Raw genomic sequence first — 19,747 nt, forward strand, 5'->3', positions numbered from 1 at the left:
CGCGCGTGTTTGCGTTCGGCGCGGCCCGCTCCGGCAACGCGTGCCGGAACGAACCGCTGCGCGCGATCACTTCCACTGGTACAGCATGCCCGCGCCGACCACACGCTGGCTGCCGGCGAAGCCGCCGTTCAGCGTCGCCTTCAGGTTCTCCGTGACGCGCGCCTGCACACCGACCGCCATGGCCTTCTGGCCCTGGAACGTCGCCGTGCCGACCCCCATCGCGAAGTTCGAATCGCGGTCCATGTGCGGGATCGACGCCATCGCGGCGGTCGCGGCGATCCCCTCGCGGGCCATCGAATCGGTCTGCTGGATCTGCTGCTGCATCTGCGTGAGCTGGTTGTTGACCGTGTTCAGCGACTGCGTGAACTGGTTCGATACCGCGTTCAACTGATTCACGTTCACCGCGTCGGTGCCCTGCGTGCCCGCCGCGACGTTCACGACCTGCCGCGCCGAATCCGCCGAGCCGACCGCGACCACGTTCGAGCGCCCGCCGTCGTTGCTGCCCGTGCCGATCGCCGTCGAGTTGTTGCCCGACGCGGTCGAGCCGACGCCGATCGCCGTCGAGCCGTTGCCCGACGCCGTCGAACCGTTGCCGACCGCCGTGCTGTTGGAGCCCGACGCGACCGCGCCCGAGCCGCCCGCCGACGAGTTCGAGCCGCTCGCCCCCGGCGGCACGTTGCCGCCGGTCGGGTTCGTCGTGTACTGCCCGCCGAGGTTGGTCGTGCGCTGGTCGATCAGCGTCGTCAACTGGTTCGCGACCGAATCGAGCTGCGACACGTTCACCGCGTCGGTGCCGTTCTTGCCGGCGGCGAGCCCGGTGATCTGGCGATTGCCGATGTTTACTTCGCCGGCCGACGACTGCGGGCTGCTCAGCCCGTACGCGACGTAGTTCGTCAGTGCGCCGACCGTGGTCAGCGAACCGGCGCCCAGCGCGACGCTGTTCGCGAACGTCGCCGATGCGCCGGCGCCGAGCGCGAGCGCATCGGTTGCGCTGCCGCGCGCACCCGAGCCGAGCGCGACGCTGCCCACGCTGACCGCCACCGCATTCGCGCCCTGCGCGACCGACTGCGCGCCGGTCGCCGTCGCGCCGCTGCCCAGCGCGATCGCGTCGGCCTGCGCGGAACTCGCCGCCTGGCCGATCGCGACCCCGCCCGGCGCGGTCTGGTCGACGATCGCACCGTTGCCGATGCCCACGCCGTTGTCGCCGTTGACGACCGTCGTCGGCCCGACCGCGATCGATTCCGCGCCGACGGCCAGCGAATCGCCCGCCGTCGAATTCGCGTGGAAGTACTTCTGGCCCGTCACCGCGAACGATTGCAGCGCGCCGGTCAACTGCCGCACCGTTACCGCATCCTGCTGGCCGGTGCCGTCGGCGACGTTGGTGATCTGGCGGTAGGTCCTGTTCGTCGCGTCGCCGACCGATACCGCGCCGAGCAGCGTCTGGTCGGTCGTGTCGAACGGGATCGACGCGCTGCCGTTGCGGATGATGCCGGACGACGGCGCCGTCGCACGGTCGGCGACCGAGCCCGAGCCGAGCGCGATGCTGCCGTCCACGCGCGAGATCGCGTTCGGGCCGATCGCGACGCTGTCGAGGCCGAGCGCCTGGCTGTCCGGCGCGGTCGAATTCGCGTGGAAGTACTTGATGCCGTTCGCGTTGATGTTGTCGATCGCCGAGCCGACGTTGTTGTTGATCGTCGTGGAGCCGTCGCTGTTGTACGTCACGTACGACGGCGCCGAGATCGTGCCGGTGGTCGGATCGTAGGTGGCGCCGCCGCCGATCGCGCCGGCCGTGCTGTTGCCGAGGTTCGTGTTGTTGTTCGTGATCGAGCTCAGGCTGGTGGACAGCGAGCCGATGCCGGTCGACGTGGCCGTGGACAGCGAGGTCAGGCTGCTGTTCGTCGAGCTCAGGCCCGTGGACAGCGAACCGACGACCGTCGACGTCGACGTGGACAGCGACGTGATCGTGCTGTTGGTCGAGCTCAAGCCGGTGGACAGCGAGCCGACGACGGTCGAGGTCGAAGTCGACAGCGACGTCAGGTTGCTGTTCGTCGAGCTCAGGCCCGTGGACAGCGAGCCGACGACGGTCGAGGTCGAAGTCGACAGCGACGTGATCGTGCTGTTGGTCGAACTCAGGCCGGTGGACAGCGAACTGATGCCCGTCGACGTCGACGTGGACAGCGACGCCACCGAGCTAATGGTCGAGCTCAACCCGGTGGACAACGAACCGATGCCGGTGGACGTAGACGTGGACAGCGACGTGATGCTCGACGCCGTCGACGTCGACAGCGAATCGAGCGCGGTGTTCGTCGCGGCGAGTTGCGATCCGTTGATCGCGTCCGTGCTCGACGAACTGATTCGCCCGGCCGCGACGTTGGTGATCTGGCGCTCGCTGCCCGCCGCGCCGACGCTGACGACGCTGGTCGGATTGACGCCGTTGAACGTGTACGTGACGCCGCCGATGGTGCCGGTCGACGTCGGATTCGGCGCGGCCGTCACCGACCCGGAGCCGAGCGCGACGTCGCCGGCGCGGGTCGCCGCCGTCGCGCCGTCACCCAACGCGATATTGCCGGCCATCCCCGCCGCACCCGCCGTCGAACCGTTGCCCAATGCGACGCTGCCCTGACCGATCGCCTTGTTGTTGTTGCCGATCGCCACCGCGCCATTGGCCTGATTGGTGACCGTCGCAGATGCGGTGCCGTCGCTATTGGCGAGGTTGTTCGCCCCACCCGTGAAAGCACCGGTGCCGCTGGCGTAACTCGGATCGCCGATCGCTACCGCACCGTTGCCGACGGCAGTGTTGCCCGCGCCGATGGAAACCGCGGTGCCGCCCGTCGCGGTGGCGCCCGTGCCGATCGCGACGGCGTTGCCGGAATCGGCGGCGGCACTGCTGCCCATGGCAATCGCGTTGGTGGCCGACGCATTGGCGGCGTCGCCGATCGCCACGGCGGCAGTACCGGTCGCGACCGCGGTCGCACCGAATGCGGACGAGAACTGACCTGTCGCCTGGCTGCCGGTACCGACCGCCGTGGCACGATAGGTCGGCGTGCCGGTGTTGTTGCCGGCGATCGACGAAGCGCCGATGGCAACACTGCCGTCGTCGATCGCCGAAGACGCGGCCCCCAGGGCGACCGTGTTCGTGGCGGCGGACGTGGCCTGCGTGCCCAGCGCGATCGCATTGGTGGCGGTCGCCTTGCTGGAGGTGCCGGCCGCGAACGCGTTGGTCTGCGATGCCGTCGCGCTGGAGCCGAGGGCCGTGCCCCCTGCGCCGGCGGCGAGCGCGAGATTGCCCAACGCCAGGCCGAACTGCTGCGTCGCGCTCGATTGAATGCCGATCGCGACCGAACTGACGCCCGATCCGACTGTGTTCACGCCGAACGCAAGCGCATTGTTGGCGCTGGCCGTCGTATTCGAGCCCATCGCGATCGAATTGGCGCCGAGCGACTGCGTGCCCGAGCCGGGCACGCCCGCCGTGCCGCCCCAGCCGATCGCGATCGACGCGGTGCCCTTCGCGCCGCTGTTGACGCCCATCGCCACACCCGAATTTCCGGAAACCAGTGCGCCGCTGCCCACCGCGACGCCGGCCGCTCCCGAACTCGTCGACTGGTTGCCGAGCGCGACGGAGCCCGTATTGGTTGCATTCGACGCATAGCCGAGCGAGACGCTTTGAGCGCCTACCGCACTCGCGCCGAGACCGAGCGCGGCCGCATACTGGCCGGACGCCAGCGCGTTGTTGCCGAGCCCGATGGCCGAAGCGCCGGTCGCAGCCGCGCCGCTGCCCATCGCCACCGCGCCGTTTTGGGTCGCGCTCGAGAGATTGCCGACGGCAACCGAGAAAGTGCCGCTGCCAATCGACTGCACGCCCAGCGCCACGCCGTTGAAGCCGGTCACTTGCGAATTGATGCCGATGGCCGTCCCGCCATCGGCCATTGCATGCGCGCCGGGGCCGATCGCCGTGGACGACAGGCCAGCCGCCGTCGACAGATTGCCGTAAGAGGTCGCATTCACCTGCGACGCCACGGAACCGTTGCCGATCGCCGTCGAACTGGCGCCCCCGGTCGCGGAGCCGCCACCCGCCGAATATTGCGCATGCGCACCGGCCTGGAACAGCCCGAGATACGCGGCCGTCATCATCACGACGAGCCGTCTGGGCGAGAGCGCCGGCTTCGTCGCGATGCCCGCGTCTGCCGCATGCACGGACGCGCTTCTCGACGACGCGACCCGCTTGCCGCGCGCACGATCGAGCTCCGACGCCGCAACCCAGGCGCCCAGTGCTTCGTTCCAGATCGACTTGAACGACTTGTTCATATTGTGTTCCCTCGGTTCTCATGTGCTGGATGACACAACAGCGAACGCGGCGCCAGGCGCGGCGCGGACCTGCTCCGCTTGCGCCTGTCTCGCGACGCCTCGCTTCTCACTTCGTATAACTAATCAAAACTACGAACAGCGTTGCCCGACATGCTCGACCCATATCGCGAGTGCGCGACCGACCGCCGCGCATGCCCGTTCGGCACGATGCGCGATGACGATCGCCGGTTATCGATTCACGGAAGTCGACATCACCCGCCCGGCGGCGACACGGCGCACGACGCGCCGCGAATCCGCGCGCGCACACCGCCGCACCCGCCGAAGAGCGACTTCGAAGCTCATTGGAAAAGCGTCGCTCGGACGCTGGACGAACGGATGCCGGCCCGCATCGCGGGCGGCCCGTCATATGTCATTCAGGCGGTGAAAGGCGCAATGCAGTCCCCGGATCTGAAGCACGCGCTGCCGGATCTCCGACGCTGACAGCCCGCACCGGATCGGTCGACCCGGCGCGCTGACCTGCCATGCTTGTCGTATTCATGTTTTTCGTATCCGCCTGATTCGAAGAGCGCCGCGCGCGGCCCCGGGATCGATACAGCGCCCGGCGGCTCACACGAAGTCGCTCACCCCTTTTCCGTCCGGCGGGCGACCGGCTTTTCCGGGAAATCCGGAAAAGCCGGCTACTCACCGCACGACCCCGGCATCGAATTAATCGATCGAATTTACTTGACGATTTTCTTCTCGCTCGATGCCTTGCACCCAGCCCAACCCGTCATTTCTCGATTCGTCCTGTATGTCGAAAAATCTCGCGAATCATGACGTTTTTATTACCCTCGTGCCCGTTATTCTTTTGTTACCGGCATTCCCAACATCCGGGAATGCCATCATTCAATGCGCCTTCGAATGTCGGCTGCCATGAAAGCGGCGGCGACGACAGCAATCCTCCCGGCAATCCGAAGCAGCGAAAGAACCGATTCCAGCCGCACCGGGGCTAGTGTGCAGGCATTCGTCCAAACAAACCTTTTCCGCAGCGGAAAAACCCTTTTCCGGAGCGGACGGAATTTACATTCATACATATTTTCGGGACACGCGATTTTCCGCCAACAAGAATATCGAACCGATATCAACGAAAACTCAACCGGGATGACGAGAAACGAGCGGATTCGATTTACACCGATACAGCGAATTTCGATATCTCGCGCGCGAATTCATCGCCCGGGCCACTCCGGCTCTTCAAATCATTAAACCGGAAATAAAGTCCGAAACCCGCGAAATCGGCTCGGCACATTTTTCCGCTCCGTTTTGTCGAGTGCGGACAACACCGCGCGCAGCCGTCACTACGCCCGGGCGACAAGCCCACACGCGCCGCACGGAATCCTCACAATCGAGGTTGCCGTCGGCATATAATTTTTTGCAACAATCGTGCAGATAGCACTGCCCCCGACCTGACAGGCCACTCCTTCCCACGCGTTCGCAACCATGCCATCCCGCCTGCCCAGTCCGGCATCGCCTCGCATCACGCCGGATCTCGCTGGCGCGCATATTCTCATCGTCGACGATCGGCCGAACGACCTGCGGCTCCTGACCGAAATCCTGCGCACCGCGCAGTGCCGGATCAGCGTCGCGTTCGACGGGCTGCAGGCCTATCACCGCGCGCAAGCGATCGCGCCCGATCTGATCCTGATGGACGTGCGCATGCCGCGCATGGACGGTTTCGCCGCGAGCCGGCTGCTGGCGTCCACACCGTCCACGCAATCCATTCCGGTCATCATCCTGACGGCCGCGGGCGACCTCGAGGATCGGATCGCGGGGCTCGAAACGGGTGCGATCGACTACATCGTCAAGCCGTTCGAGCCGGCGGAAGTGATCGCGCGGGTTCGCAATCACCTGAAGCGCGTGCGACGCAGCCAGCCGTTCGCGCACCTGCCCGAATTGCCCGACAACCCCGATGCGGCGCTCGTGCGCGCGGCGAGCGACGTGCTGTTGCGCAACCTGCGCCATCCGCCGGCGCTCGAGGATCTCGCGAAACAGGTGGGCACGCACGAGAAGCGGCTGTCCCGCGTATTCCGCGACCATCTCGGCCAGACCGTATTCGAGTACCTGCGCGACACGCGCCTGCGCGCCGCGATGCACTTCCTGGCGGAAACGTCGATGGGGATCGGCGACATCGCCGAGGAAATCGGCTTTTCCACGCCCGGCAATTTCGCGACGGCGTTCCGCGAACGCTTCGGCATCACGCCGTCCGACTGGCGGCGCCAGCGCCACGCGGTCGACGCGCCGGCCGCACCGGCGGGGCGCCACGGCGATGCGTAGGCAATACGCGGCATGGACGGCCGGATGTCGCGCGGTACTCCTGCTTCTTGCGGCGCTGGCCGTCACATGCGCGACGGCCCGCGCCGCGACGACGCCGAACGCTGCGGGACTCGAAGCCGTATCGGTTTTCGAGGACGCCGGCGCGACGCTGTCCGTCGACGCGGTCGCCGCCCGGCTCGCCGACCCGGCCCGCCATGCAGCCACGGCAACCGCGCCCTCGTTCAACGTGACGTTTTCGCGCTCGGCATGGTGGGTGCGCGCGACGCTGGTCAACCGCGACAGCGAGACGCGCCCGCTGGTGCTCGCGATTCGCGATGCGCGCGTCGACCGGGCCGACTTCTATGTCGCGCCGCACGGCCAATGGATGCTCGAGCGCAGCTTCCCGGCCGATCGCGGCGATGCGCGCGACGCGCCGTCGCGCTACCCGACCCTCGACGTCACGCTGCGCGCGGGCGAACGGCTTCCCGTGCTGATCCGCATCACGTCGCGCAAGGAAATGCGGCTCGCGCCGGTCGCGTTCACCCGCGACGCGTGGACCGCGCAGGAATTACACGCGTCGATGTGGAACTTCGGCTTCTTCGGCGGGTTGCTCGCCCTCGTCTGGTGTGCGCTGCTGATCGGCTTTTTCTCGCGCAGCGGCGTGTTCCTCGTGCTGGCCGTGCTGACGCTGAACACCGCGCTGTTCGAGGCCGCGTATCGCGGCTATCTCGCGATGGCCCTGTCGCCCGGCGCGCGCGAGTGGTCGACGCGCGGCGAAACGATCTTCGTGTACCTGTCGGTCGCGTGCTTCATCGTGTTCATCCTGATGGTCGCGCATCGCGAGAAGGCGAGGATGCCGATGCGCGCGGTGTACGTGGTGTTTCTCGCGCTCGAATGCGCGGGAATCGCCGGCGCGGCGTTCGGCGATCTGGCGACCTTCGCCCGGTTCTGCCTGTGGCTGAACACCGTGCTCGCGATCGTGAACATCAGCCTGGCGCTGACGCTCGTGATCCGGCGCACGCCGACGGCCCGCGTGATGTTGATCGCGGTGGCGTTCGCGACGTTCAACATGCTGATCCGCATGCTCGACGGCCGCGATGCGCTGCCGCCGCTGCTGTCGTGGATCCGGTCCGACGTCTTTCCGAACCCCGTCATCGCGATCATCGGGCTGGCGACGCACCTGCTGGTGCTGGCCGCGTGGATCCACCACGTGGGCCGGCAGCGCACCGAGGCGCGCAAGCGGCTCGAGCACTGGCAGCTCACCGAGCAGGACCGGCTGCGCGACGAAGTCGCGCGCCGCACGGTGGCGCTCAACGATGCATTGCAGGAGTCGAGGACGCACATGCAGCAGAAGATCGAGACGCTCGGCTATGTCAGCCACGACCTGCGCGCGCCGCTGTCGACGATCAACGGCTATGCGAAGCTGCTGCTGGAAGGCGCGACGCACGGCCAGGCGCGGCTGATCCGGTCGATCGACCGCAGCATCCGCTACCAGCTCACGCTGATCGACGAATTGCTCGCGTTCACGAAGGCCGAACTCCAGCCGCTCGGCGTCGCGCCCGACCGCACCGACCTGCCCGGGCTGCTGGACGACATCGGCCACTACGCGGTCGCGCTGTGCGCGCAGCAGGACAACCGGTTCGTCTACCAACCCGTCACGCCGCTGCCGCGCACGGTGCTGATCGACGGTATCCGGCTGCAACAGGTGCTGCTGAACCTGTTGTCGAACGCATCGAAATTCACGCGCAACGGCACGGTCACGCTGTCGGTTCACGCGGCGCGCGAAGGCGATGCATGGCGCCTGCTGTTCGAGGTGGCCGATACGGGCATCGGCATCGACATCGGCGCGACCGCCGACATCTTCCGCGCGTACCAGCAGGTGCAGGCCGTGAACGGCGGCACCGGGCTCGGCCTGTTCATCGCGCAGCGCATCGTCGCCGCGATGGGCGGCGAGCTGGCCGTCGCGAGCCAGCCGGGCGTCGGCACGACGTTCTCGTTCGCGGTCGTCGCGCCGGCCCTCGGCCACGCGCTCGCGCCGGTGTCGGGGCTCGTCAGGCGGTTCGATCCCGCCGACGAAGCGGCGCCGGCCAGCGCCGCGCCCGCGATGCGCAGCCCGTCCGCCGATGCGCTCGCCGAACTGATCTTGCTCGCCGGCGAAGGCCGGCTGACCGATATCGAGGAATGGCTCGGCCGGTATGTGGCCGAGCCGGATCATGCGCCGTTCGTGCAGGAAATGCGCGAGCACCTCGATGCGCTGGATCTGCACGCAATCGAAAAACTGGCCGGCTCGCTGAAGCGCACGCGCGTCGCGGATACGTCGTTCGACACCGAGGCGGACGCGACGGGGCCGGCCTGACGGCGCGGGCGGCCATGCTCGCCGGCCGCGCATCGGCCACGCCCGTCGCCGGATCATCGCGCTTCATGTCGTACTCGTCGCGCAAGGGTGGCCAGTCGCGCTACGACCGCCGCATCGTCGATACCAGCGCGACGTCCTCTTCGGGCGGCGCCGGCCGCGCGGGTGCGGCATTGCGCGCCGGCCGCCGCGCGCCGAGCCCGGTGCCACCGGTGCGCCGCCGCGTCGCGTGCCGCTCGATGACCCGCTGCAGCACGCAGAACACGCACAGCAGCGCACCGATCACGATCCGCGTCCACCACGAACTCAGCGTGCCGTCGAACGTGATCAGCACCTGGATCGTGCCGAGGATGCCGACTCCGAACACCGAACCGATCACGTAGCCCACGCCGCCCGTCAGCAGCGTGCCGCCGATCACGGTCGCGGCGATCGCGTCGAGCTCCATTCCCTGCGCCTGCAGCCCGTAGCCCGACAGCACGTACAGCGTGAACACCACGCCGCCGAGCGCCGAACAGAAGCCGCTCAGCGCATAGACGCCGATCTTCGTGCGCGCGACCGGCAAGCCCATCAGCAGTGCAGAGCGTTCGTTGCCGCCGACCGCATACACGTTGCGGCCGAAGCGCGTGAAATGCGCGACGTAGATCGCGACCGCCAGCGTCGCGAGCGCGATCAGCGCGCCGGCGCTCAGCGTGCCGCCGCCGACCGGCACGCTGATGCCCGCGATCGCATGGAACGCCGGCGCGTTGATCGTGATCGACTGCGTCGTGATCAGGAAGCACGCGCCGCGCGCGAGGAACATCCCGGCGAGCGTGACGATGAACGGCTGCAACCGGAAATAGTGGATCAGCGCCCCCATCGCCGCGCCATACAGCGCGCCGAACGCGAGCACCAGCGACACGATCACCCACACGGGCCAGTGCAGCCGTTCGGCGCCGACCGCGCAGAAGATCGTTGTCAGCGCAACGACGGAGCCGACCGACAGGTCGATGCCGCCCGACACGATCACGAACGTCATGCCGATCGCGACGATCAGCAGGAACGCGTTGTCGACGAGCAGCCCGGTCAGCACCTGCATCGAGAAAAAGCCCGTGTACATCACGGACCCGAAGCCGAACAGCGCGACGAACAGCACGATCGTCACGACGATCGGCAGCGTGCGCGGATCGGCGAGGCGGCCAAGGAAACGGTTCATCGCGGCGTCGCTCCGGTGGTGGTGGCGCGCGATCGCGCGAAAGGCAGCAGCCGCGACGCGTGCCGCACCAGCAGCGCGCGCGCCGCGTCCGACTGGATCAGCGTCACGACGATCACGACGACCGCCTTGACGACGAGCGTCGCCTCCGGCGGCACGCCGATCGAATAGGTCGTGTAGGTCAGCGTCTGGATGATCAGCGCGCCGAGCACCGAGCCCGCGAGGCTGAAGCGGCCGCCGAGCAGCGACGTGCCGCCGAGCGTGACCGCGAGGATCGCGTCGAGCTCGAGCAGCAGCCCGGCGTTGTTGCCGTCGGCGCTGCGCACGTTCGAGCTCGCGAGAATGCCCGCGAGCGCCGACATCACGCCGGAGCACAGATACACGCCGAACACGATCGCGCCCGAGCGCAGCCCGACGAGCCGCGTCGCGACCGGGTTCACACCGATCGCGCGAATGAACAACCCGAGCGCCGTGCGGTTCACGAGCAACGCGATCGCGCCGATCGTCGCGACGGCGATCCACACCGCGCACGGCACGGTCGCGAGATAGCCGCCGCCGAGCGCGAGATAGCCGGGCGCGCCGATCGGGATGATCTGGCCGCCCGTCAGCAGTTGCGCGACGCCGCGCCCGGCCACCATCAGGATCAACGTCGCGATGATCGGCTGCATCCCGACGAACGCGACGAGCAGCCCGTTCCACGCGCCGGCCAGCAGCCCGACGCCGAGCGCCGCGGCCAGCGCCGCGCCGACCCGCGACGGGTCCGCCTCGAGCACGGTCGCGGCCGCGGCGCCGGCGATCGCGACGATCGCGCCGACCGAGATGTCGATGCCGCGCGTCGCGATCACGAGCGTCATCCCGAGCGACACGATCACGAGCGGCGCCGCGCGATTCAGGATGTCGATCGGCGCGCCGAACAGGTGGCCGTCGAGCAGCACGATCGACAGGAAGCCCGGACGATGCGCGACGTCCAGCGCGAACAGCAGCGCGAGCGTCAGCACCGGCCACGCGAGCGGATGACGAAACAGCGTGCGCAAGCGCGTCATGACTGACCTCCCGCGATCAACCGGTAAACCTGCTCCTCGGACGCATCGGCGCCCGTCAATTCCGCGACCTTGCGCCGGTCGCGCAGCACCGCGATCCGGTGGCTCACGCGCACGACCTCGCCGATCTCCGACGAGATGAACAGGATCGCGAGCCCTTGCGCGCACAACGCCAGCACGCGCTCCATGATGTCGAACTTCGCGGCGACGTCGATGCCGCGCGTCGGCTCGTCGAGAATCAGCAGCTTCGGGTCCGTCGCGAGCCAGCGCGCGAGCAGCACCTTCTGCTGGTTGCCGCCCGACAGCAGCCCGATCGGCTGCTCCGCGTCGCGCGCCTTGATGCCGAGCCGCGCGATATACGTGTCGGCGATCTCGCGCTGGCGCGCCCGCCCGATCAGCCGCCACCAGCCGCGCCGCGCCTGCAGCGCGAGCACGATATTCTCGCGGATCGACAGCGCGGCGACGATGCCCTCCTTCTTGCGGTCTTCCGGGCAGTACGCGATGCCGTTGCGCACCGCGTCGTGCGGCGACGCGAGCCGCTTGCGCGCGCCGTCGATCTCGATCGCGCCGGTATCCGGGCGCGCCGCGGCGAACGCCAGTTGCGCGGTTTCGGTGCGGCCCGAGCCGAGCAGCCCGGCCAGCCCGACGATCTCGCCGGGGCGCACGTCGAGATCGAGCGCGCTCATCATCCCGCGCCGGCCGACCTGCTGCATCGACAGGAACGGCGCGGCGGCCGCGGCGTCACGCTCGACCGCCGCCGCGCCCGCCTGCAGCGTGTCGGACATGCGTTCGCGGCCGGTCATCTTCGCGACCAGCACGTCGACCGGCAGGTCGCGCGCGAGGTATTCGCCTTCGCGCTCGCCGTTGCGCATCACGGTGATCCGGTCGGACACCGCATAGGTCTGCTCGAGAAAATGCGTGACGAACAGAATCGCGATGCCGGACGCCTTCAGCCGGCGCAGCACGTCGAACAGCCGCGCGACCTCGCCGTCGTCGAGGCTCGAGGTCGGCTCGTCGAGAATCAGCACGCGTGCGTCGACCGACACCGCGCGCGCGATCGCGACCATCTGCTGCACGGCGATCGGATACGCGTCGAGCGAACGCGTGACGTCGAGCGACAGGTCGAGTTCGGCGAGCGCGTCGCGCGCCCGTGCATGAATCGTGTTCCAGTCGATCGCGCCGCGCCGCATCGGCTGCCGGCCCGCGAAGATGTTCTCCGCGACCGACAGGTTCGCGCACAGGTTCACTTCCTGGTACAGCGTCTGGATGCCGGCCGCCTCGGCCTCGCGCGGCGCGGCGAAGTTCACCGGCGCGCCGCCGACGCGAATCTCGCCCGCATCGTGCGCATGCACGCCGGTGAGCACGTTGATCAGCGTCGACTTGCCCGCGCCGTTCTGGCCCATCAACGCGTGGATCTCGCCCGGAAACAGCCGGAAATCGACGCGCTGCAGCGCGCTGACACCCGGAAACGACTTGTCGATGCCGATCATCTCGACCACCGGCGGACTCTGCATGCATCCTCCCTCGAAGCGTCGCCGGACGGTGGCCGCCAGGCCGCCGCACGGGCGGACAGGTCAGTACTTGCGGGTCGGCAGCACCTGCGCCGCGACGTTCATCGGGAACACCGTCTCGTTGGTCACGATGCGCTTGGGCAACTGCTTGCCTGCGACGACGTCCTTCACCGCGCTCATCAGTTGCGGGCCGAGCAGCGGGCTGCATTCGACGTCGACGTTGATCTTGCCCGCGACCATCGCCTGGAAGCCGCCCTTCGTCGCATCGAACGACACGACGCTCACGTCCTTGCCGGGCTTGATGCCGGCCTCTTCCATCGCCTGGATCGCGCCGAGCGCCATGTCGTCGTTGTGCGCGTAGACGACGTTGATCTGCTTGCCGTAGGTCTTCGCGAACGCTTCCATCACCTGCTTGCCGCCGGCGAGCGTGAAGTCGCCGCTCTGCGAGGCGATCACCTTGAATTTCGGATTGTTCTTGATCACTTCGAGCAGGCCCGCGCGGCGATCGTTGGCCGGCGCGGAGCCGACCGTGCCCTGCAGCTCGACGATATTGATCGGGCCTGCGTCGTTCTTGTAGCGCTCTTCCAGCCAGTGCCCCGCGCGCCGTCCTTCCTCGAGGAAGTCGGAGCCGATCATCGTCACGTACAGCGACGGGTCCTTCACGTCGACGCCGCGGTCGGTCAGGATCACGGGGATATGCGCGGCCTTCGCCTCGGTCAGCACGGGCTCCCAGCCCGATTCGACGACCGGCGAGAACGCGATCACGTCGACCTTCTGCGCGATGAACGAGCGGATCGCGCGGATCTGGTTCTCCTGCTTCTGCTGTGCGTCGGAAAACTTCAGGTTGATGCCGGCGTCCTTCGCTGCACTCTTCACCGACACGGTGTTCGCGGTGCGCCATGCGCTTTCAGCGCCGACTTGCGAGAACCCGAGCGTGATCGGCTTTTGCTGCGCGTGCGCGCCGCCTGCCAGCACCGTCGCCGCGGCGACGATCGCGCCTGCCGCGAGCTTCCTGATGAATGTCATGGTCCGTCTCCGATGATGTCGTTGTGTGCCGCGGCGCTGTTGTGTTTCTGCGTGGCGCTGGCGCGGATCGGGCTGCGCCGGCCGGCGTGTCCGGCCGGCGCGGTATACATGCCCCGCATCAGTCTAGGAACAAGTCCGATAACCTTCCAATGAAATGTTGGATTGGGCTGATATCCGAATCGGCATACGTATAAACACCTAACCGCGCTGGCCGCCCCGCGCGGGGCGGCGCACGGTTCTTGCTCCCTCGCCATGGCTGTTCGCACCCCATGCCGGACGCCCGCCCTTCACGCGAACCCAAGGAGACAAGCATGATCGCTGCACGTGAACGCGGGTCGCCGCGCACCGCCGCCATCGCCGTCGCCGTCGCCGGCCGGCGCCCCGCGGCATGAAGCAGCACGCTTCTGGCACGGTCGCCGCACTGCGCCATGTCGACGACCGCCACCCCGGCTACACGCGCCGCCGGCTGCGCAACGGCTTCGCGTACTACGCGCAGGACGGCACACGCATTCGCGATGCCGCGGAAATCGCCCGCATCGACGCGCTCGCGATCCCGCCCGCCTATACCGACGTGTGGATCTGCGCGGATCCGCTCGGCCATCTGCAGGCGACGGGCCGCGACGCACGCGGGCGCAAGCAGTATCGCTATCACCCGCAGTGGCGCGCGACCCGCGATGCGAACAAGTACGCGCGGATGGCCGCGTTCGCGCGGGCGCTGCCGCGTATCCGCGCGCGCGTCACGCGCGATCTGGCGTTGCCGGGCATGCCGCGCGACAAGGTCGTCGCGACGATCGTCCGCTTGCTCGACACGACGCTCGCGCGGATCGGCAACGCGGAATACGCGCGCGAAAACGGCTCGTACGGGCTGACGACGCTGCGCAAGCGCCATTTGAAGATCCAGCCCGGCCGGGTGCGCCTGCGCTTCGCCGGCAAGAGCGGGATCGAACACGACGTGACGGTCGACGACGCGCGGGTCGCGCGGATCGTGCGGCGCTGCGCGGAGCTGCCCGGTCACGAGCTGTTCCAGTATGTGGACGACGACGGCGTACGCCATCCGGTCGGGTCGTCCGACGTGAACGACTACCTGCGCGAGGCCGGCGGCGCCGATTTCACCGCGAAGGATTACCGGACGTGGGCCGGCAGCGTGCACGCGCTGGGATTGTTGCGGCGCACGCCGCATCGCCGCGTCACGCATGCGCGCAAGCAGATCGTCGAGACCGTGCGCGCGGTGGCCGACCTGCTGCGCAACACGCCGGCCGTCTGTCGGCGCTGCTACATTCATCCGGCCGTGCTCGACGCGTTCGAGTCCGGCGCGCTCGCCACGCTCGCGGTCCGGCGTACGCCGCGCGGCCTGCGCGCGGACGAAGCGGCGTTCGTCGCGTTGCTGGTTTCCGCCAGCACGCGCGCGGCGAGATGAGCGTGCACATCGGGCCGATGCCCGACCACGCGCGACCGGCGCGGCTGCCCGCGTGTCGTTTACCACCGGGTTCCGGGCGCATGACCGATAGCCGCTCGCGCGCGTTTCTCTAAACTGGTTCGCACAACACGCCTGCCCGGTGTCGTCCGCTGCGCGCGTCACGCCACCGGCATCGAGGCATCCCCAAGATATCCGCCTTCGCTGTCCGTCGGCCCGCACGGCCCCGCTGCGCGCCTGCCGGTTGCCAAGGCAATTCCAGGAGCGTTCATTGAGTTCATCGCAAGCGCACCCCGCGAAAGCCCGGTCTTCGCGCAAGGCCCTCAAGCTGGATGACGTCACGATCGTCGACCCGGCCGTCCTCAAGCGCGCGGTTGGCGCGATGGCGTTCGGCAATGCGATGGAATGGTTCGACTTCGGCGTCTACAGCTATATCGCCGTCACGCTCGGCAAGGTGTTCTTCCCGTCCAGCAGCCCGTCCGCACAGCTGCTCGCCACCTTCGGCACGTTCGCCGCCGCGTTCCTCGTGCGCCCGCTCGGCGGCATGGTGTTCGGCCCGCTCGGCGACCGCATCGGCCGCCAGCGCGTGCTCGCCGCCACGATGATCATGATGGCCGTCGGCACCTTCGCGATCGGCCTGATTCCAAGTTACGCGTCAATCGGCATCATGGCCCCGATCCTGCTGCTCGTCGCCCGCCTCGTGCAGGGCTTCTCGACCGGCGGCGAATACGGCGGCGCCGCCACCTTCATCGCCGAGTTCTCGACCGACAGGCGCCGCGGCTTCATGGGCAGCTTCCTCGAGTTCGGCACGCTGATCGGCTATACGCTCGGCGCGGCCACGGTCGCGCTGTTGACGGCCACGCTGTCGCAGGAAACGCTGCTGTCGTGGGGCTGGCGCGTACCGTTCTTCATCGCCGGCCCGCTCGGCCTCGTCGGCCTCTACGTGCGGCTCAAGCTCGAGGAAACGCCGGCATTCAAAAAGGAAGCCGAAGCGCGCGAAGCGGACGAGCGCGCGCGGCCGAAGCAGCGCTTCGCGACGCTGCTCGTCGAACAGTGGAAGCCGCTGCTGCAATGCGTCGGCCTCGTGCTGATCTTCAACGTGACCGACTACATGGCGCTGTCGTATCTGCCGAGCTACCTGTCGGCGACGCTGCACGTGCGCGAATCGCTCGGGCTCTTCATGGTGCTGCTCGTGATGGTGCTGATGATGCCGATGACGCTGTACGCCGGGCATCTGTCGGACAAGATCGGCCGCAAGCCGGTGATGATGGCCGGCTGCGTGGGCCTGCTCGCGCTGTCGGTGCCGGCGCTGATGCTGATCCGCACCGGCGGCTCGCTGCCGATCTTTGGCGGGATGCTGATCTACGGCATCCTGCTGTCGACGTTCACCGGCGTGATGCCGTCGGCGCTGCCCGCGCTGTTCCCGACGCGGATCCGCTACGGCGCGCTCGCGATCGGCTTCAACGTGTCGGTGTCGCTGTTCGGCGGCACGACGCCGCTCGTCACCGCATGGCTCGTCGATCGCACCGGCGACCTGATGATGCCCGCGTACTACCTGATGGGCGCGTCGTTCATCGGCATCGTGTCGGTGCTCGCGCTGCGCGAGACCGCGCGCCAGCCGCTGCCCGGTTCCGGGCCGTGCGTCGCGAGCCGCGCGGAAGCGTTGAGCCTCGTGCGCGGCGGGGCCGACGAAGCGCGTGTGCGCGATCGCAAGTTCACCCCGGTCAGCGAGCGCGCGTGACGCGGATCGATGCGACGCCGCGCTGCCTGCGCGGGCGTCGCCGTTCGCGCGATCGTCAGTTCGCCTGCAGTTGCTGCGCGTCGAACCAGTCGAGCAGCGCGCGCGTGACGAACGCGGGATTTTCCAGGTTCGAGATATGGCCGGCGTCGGGCACCAGCGTGTGCGCACAGCCGATCACGTTCGCCATCTTCACGGTTTCCGACGGCGGGCGCGCCATGTCGCCCGCGCCGCACATCAGCAGCGTGCGCGCGGCATCGAGTTCGGCGAGTGCCGCGAGCGTGTCGGGCCGGCCGAAAATCAGCCGGCCGAGCGGCGCGATCGATTGCCGCAGCCGGTCGGCGGGCAGGTTCGCGAGCGCTTGGCGAAACGCGGCCGGCACCGCGCCCTCCAGATTGACGTCCGGCCGGAAGAACAGCGGCACGATCGCGTCGAGCAACGGCGGCGCGATGCGGCCCGCGGCCTCGATCGCATCGAGCATCGCGAAATAGCGGGTGCGCGTCGCATCGGGCTCGGCTTCGAGCGACGCGTCCATGATCACGAGCGAGCGCACGCGCCGCGGCTCGCGCAATGCGAGCCGCGCGCCCCACATGCCGCCGACGCTGAGCCCGACGACCGCGCACTGTTCGATGTCCAGCGCGTCCAGCAGCGCGCTCGCGTGCGCGGCGAGGTCGTCGAGCGTGTGCGTGCCTTGCGGCAGCGCGCCCGATTCGCCGTGCCCCCACAGGTCCGGCACGATCACGCGATACCGGCTCGACAGCGCATCGATCTGCGGCGCCCACATCGTGGCGTCCCACAGATAGCTGTGCCCGAGCAGCACCGGAAACCCGGTGCCATGATCGTGGTAATGCAGGGTACTGCCTTGAATGCGCTGTGCGGGCATGCTGCCTCCGGAGTGTCAGGACTCGGCGGCAGCCCGGAAACGGGCGCCGCGATGGCGGCGTTCTGTGACGAACGCGAAGCGGCGCATCATCGCACAATTTGCAGCGGCTGCGCATGACGCCGCGCACCGCGCATTCGCCGTGCCGCGCTATCCGACGCGATACATCGGCAGCACGTTGCTGCCGGCCGTGTCGTGCTCCGACACGAGCGGATGGCACGCTTGTTCGAGCAGCCAGTTGGTCAGCACCGCGATATCGAATTCGTTGCAAGCATCGGGGTTCTGCACGAGCACATAGCTGCCCGATGCAACGGTGCAATGCGGGAACAGCTCGACGAGCCGCCCCTGCTTCAACAGCCCGTCGACCAGCGGCCGCCTTCCGATCGCGATGCCGTGCCCGTCGACCGCCGCCTGGATCAGTTGATCGTACTGGCTGAAGTGCAGCGCGCCGGCCGGCCGCAGCCGCGGCACGCCGAGTTCCTTCAGCAATTGGCTCCACCCGTGCCACGGCCATTCGCCGCGCGGGTCGTCGAGATGCAGCAGCACGTGCTTGTCGAGGTCGGCCGGCTTCATCGACGCGGCGTCGCCTGCCGCCGTCATCAGGCCCGGGCTGCATACGGCCACGACACGCTCGCGAAACAGCACGTCCGTATCGTCGGTCGACGTATACGGGCCGGCATAGCGCACGGCCAGATGCAAACGTTTGCGCTTGAGATCTTCGATTTCGCTCGTGGCCGACACGCGCACGTCGATGTCCGGATAGCTTGCGCGGAACGAACCGAGGCGCGGAATCAGCCACAGCGCGGCGAACGAGACGGTGGTCGACAACGAGATGGCGCGCTGGCCGACACTCGACGACAGCTTGCCGACCACGGATTCGAGATCGGACAACGCGAACGAGATCGCGTCGTACAACTCGCGCCCCTTGTCGGTCAACGTCAGCGAACGAATGTGCCGATGAAAGAGCTCGATCCGGAGCTGCTCCTCGAGCGCCTTGACCTGGCGGCTCACGGCCGACTGCGTGACGTTCAGTTCCTGCCCCGCACGCGTGAAGCTCAAATGGCGCGCCGCGCATTCGAAGCCTCTCAGGAAATCCAGCGAAGGCAAACTTCTCAATCTCTTTGCCAATCTCACATTAGCCATACCGCCGCCTCAAAGTTGCACCCACCGACAGGCAAGTTGCCGCTCGTCTCCCTGAATCGTCTCTCCTATTTGGATTCTGAAACGATTTTATAGTGAAAGCACGGATGCATTCCATTCTTATTTTCAATCGTGACACTTGTATTTATCTATCGAATTTCGTTGCATCGGTATTTTCTTACACAAATATTATCGGGTAGTGATTTTGTAAATCGATATGCAAGTGAATGGAAGGCTCGAAAACAGTGGACAAATTCTCGCCAAAACAGGTATTTATCGGCTAAATCAGCCGCTGTCTCGGCGATTGCTTCGTACCGGGAAAGCCGGCATCCGACGCATACAATTCAATTTCAATCAGCCGACTATTCATTATGTTTTCCGGATTGCGAAAAAACAAACCGCCCGCAACAGGCGAGCAAAATGCCTTTTAAATCCGGAATTCAACGTTTATTGAACAATACTAAACATATGACATTCAAGCTTGCCATGCGAGTTCAAGAAACTGATGAGCCGATTATTTCCGGAAATGAATGACCCGCCGGCCGGCAATGCCGATCGGCGTACATCGGGTTCGCCTGTCGGCCGGAATCCGGTGGCCGCCGCGCCGCGCGAGGGCCCATTCACTATGCGTTGCCCGGCACCTCATTCGCCCGCGCGGTCACTTCGCGGCGATAGCGGTTCAGCTCCTGCGCGGTGGCGAACGTGCGCTCGAACAGGATCGACAGGTTGTGCAGGATCCGCTCGACCACCTTCTTCTCCCACTCGCCGTCGAAACGGATCTGCTCGTCGAGCCAGCGCTCGAGCCATTCCGGATCCGGCAGGCGCGATTGCACGGTGTCGCGCGGGAACAGCGCCTGGTTCA

Annotated in this window: 12 protein-coding genes and 1 pseudogene; 5 read left to right on the forward strand and 8 right to left on the reverse strand. The window is 67.5% G+C overall.

Annotated elements, in window-relative coordinates; genetic code table 11:
- Nucleotides 1-66 precede the first annotated feature (66 nt).
- Entirely contained in the window at nucleotides 67-4,305 is a 4,239-nt protein-coding gene (locus LGM42_RS25345) for a YadA-like family protein (protein ID WP_226233586.1), read from the reverse strand.
- A 141-nt stretch (nucleotides 4,306-4,446) separates the two neighbouring features.
- Here LGM42_RS25345 and LGM42_RS25350 point away from each other — a divergent pair, with 141 nt between their 5' ends.
- The 3 genes from LGM42_RS25350 (at nucleotide 4,447) to LGM42_RS25360 (ending at nucleotide 8,950) form a co-directional block, all read left to right on the forward strand.
- Nucleotides 4,447-4,785 (forward strand): hypothetical protein, encoded by a 339-nt coding sequence (locus tag LGM42_RS25350; RefSeq protein WP_226233587.1) that lies wholly within the window; start codon nucleotides 4,447-4,449, stop codon nucleotides 4,783-4,785.
- Between the two features lie 996 nt (nucleotides 4,786-5,781).
- Complete coding sequence (locus tag LGM42_RS25355; protein WP_059583794.1) at nucleotides 5,782-6,615, forward strand: response regulator; 834 nt, start codon at nucleotides 5,782-5,784, stop codon at nucleotides 6,613-6,615.
- A complete protein-coding gene (locus LGM42_RS25360; RefSeq protein ID WP_226233589.1) occupies nucleotides 6,608-8,950 on the forward strand; it encodes a sensor histidine kinase in 2,343 nt (780 codons plus the stop codon). The genes LGM42_RS25355 and LGM42_RS25360 overlap by 8 nt, the downstream gene beginning before the upstream one ends.
- Nucleotides 8,951-9,050: 100 nt before the next feature.
- On the opposite strand, the gene yjfF is transcribed toward LGM42_RS25360, so the two are convergent.
- Genes yjfF through LGM42_RS25380 form a run of 4 tightly spaced genes read right to left on the reverse strand, consistent with a single transcriptional unit; the run spans nucleotide 9,051 to nucleotide 13,713 of the window.
- Entirely contained in the window at nucleotides 9,051-10,139 is a 1,089-nt protein-coding gene (yjfF, locus tag LGM42_RS25365; RefSeq protein WP_226233591.1) for a galactofuranose ABC transporter, permease protein YjfF, read from the reverse strand.
- A complete protein-coding gene (locus LGM42_RS25370; RefSeq protein ID WP_059583798.1) occupies nucleotides 10,136-11,179 on the reverse strand; it encodes an ABC transporter permease in 1,044 nt (347 codons plus the stop codon). The genes yjfF and LGM42_RS25370 overlap by 4 nt, the downstream gene beginning before the upstream one ends.
- On the reverse strand, nucleotides 11,176-12,690 hold the full coding sequence (locus LGM42_RS25375; RefSeq protein WP_060313990.1) for a sugar ABC transporter ATP-binding protein: 1,515 nt from the start codon (nucleotides 12,688-12,690) through the stop codon (nucleotides 11,176-11,178). The genes LGM42_RS25370 and LGM42_RS25375 overlap by 4 nt, the downstream gene beginning before the upstream one ends.
- A 60-nt stretch (nucleotides 12,691-12,750) precedes the next feature.
- Entirely contained in the window at nucleotides 12,751-13,713 is a 963-nt protein-coding gene (locus LGM42_RS25380) for an ABC transporter substrate-binding protein (RefSeq protein ID WP_059583802.1), read from the reverse strand.
- A gap of 388 nt (nucleotides 13,714-14,101) precedes the next feature.
- Between LGM42_RS25380 and LGM42_RS25385 the strand changes: the two genes are divergently transcribed.
- Together LGM42_RS25385 and proP are read left to right on the forward strand one after the other, a co-directional pair.
- Nucleotides 14,102-15,130, forward strand: a complete 1,029-nt coding sequence (locus LGM42_RS25385) for a DNA topoisomerase IB (RefSeq protein ID WP_226233593.1) — start codon at nucleotides 14,102-14,104, stop codon at nucleotides 15,128-15,130.
- Between the two features lie 268 nt (nucleotides 15,131-15,398).
- Nucleotides 15,399-16,868 (forward strand): glycine betaine/L-proline transporter ProP, encoded by a 1,470-nt coding sequence (gene proP / locus LGM42_RS25390; RefSeq protein WP_226233595.1) that lies wholly within the window; start codon nucleotides 15,399-15,401, stop codon nucleotides 16,866-16,868.
- A gap of 55 nt (nucleotides 16,869-16,923) precedes the next feature.
- Here proP and LGM42_RS25395 read toward each other — a convergent pair whose 3' ends face one another.
- The 3 genes and pseudogenes from LGM42_RS25395 to LGM42_RS25405 all read right to left on the reverse strand — a co-directional run.
- Nucleotides 16,924-17,748 (reverse strand): alpha/beta fold hydrolase, encoded by an 825-nt coding sequence (locus tag LGM42_RS25395; RefSeq protein ID WP_060314021.1) that lies wholly within the window; start codon nucleotides 17,746-17,748, stop codon nucleotides 16,924-16,926.
- A gap of 147 nt (nucleotides 17,749-17,895) precedes the next feature.
- Nucleotides 17,896-18,888, reverse strand: coding sequence for a LysR substrate-binding domain-containing protein (locus LGM42_RS25400; protein ID WP_319001462.1), 993 nt, complete (start codon nucleotides 18,886-18,888; stop codon nucleotides 17,896-17,898).
- Nucleotides 18,889-19,508: 620 nt separating this feature from the next.
- Nucleotides 19,509-19,747: pseudogene (locus LGM42_RS25405) on the reverse strand (ferritin-like domain-containing protein); the annotation flags it as partial.

It is taken from the genome of Burkholderia sp. AU39826, assembly GCF_020419965.1.
Classification (GTDB): Bacteria; Pseudomonadota; Gammaproteobacteria; order Burkholderiales; family Burkholderiaceae; genus Burkholderia; species Burkholderia semiarida.

Coding starts and splice junctions, on each gene's coding strand:
- LGM42_RS25375 (WP_060313990.1), bottom strand. CDS start 12,690: ATGCAGAGTCCGCCGGTGGTCGAGATGATCGGCATCGACAAGTCGTTT.
- LGM42_RS25380 (WP_059583802.1), bottom strand. CDS start 13,713: ATGACATTCATCAGGAAGCTCGCGGCAGGCGCGATCGTCGCCGCGGCG.
- LGM42_RS25345 (WP_226233586.1), bottom strand. CDS start 4,305: ATGAACAAGTCGTTCAAGTCGATCTGGAACGAAGCACTGGGCGCCTGG.
- LGM42_RS25400 (WP_319001462.1), bottom strand. CDS start 18,888: ATGGCTAATGTGAGATTGGCAAAGAGATTGAGAAGTTTGCCTTCGCTG.
- LGM42_RS25385 (WP_226233593.1), top strand. CDS start 14,102: ATGAAGCAGCACGCTTCTGGCACGGTCGCCGCACTGCGCCATGTCGAC.
- yjfF (WP_226233591.1), bottom strand. CDS start 10,139: ATGAACCGTTTCCTTGGCCGCCTCGCCGATCCGCGCACGCTGCCGATC.
- LGM42_RS25395 (WP_060314021.1), bottom strand. CDS start 17,748: ATGCCCGCACAGCGCATTCAAGGCAGTACCCTGCATTACCACGATCAT.
- LGM42_RS25355 (WP_059583794.1), top strand. CDS start 5,782: ATGCCATCCCGCCTGCCCAGTCCGGCATCGCCTCGCATCACGCCGGAT.
- LGM42_RS25360 (WP_226233589.1), top strand. CDS start 6,608: ATGCGTAGGCAATACGCGGCATGGACGGCCGGATGTCGCGCGGTACTC.
- LGM42_RS25370 (WP_059583798.1), bottom strand. CDS start 11,179: ATGACGCGCTTGCGCACGCTGTTTCGTCATCCGCTCGCGTGGCCGGTG.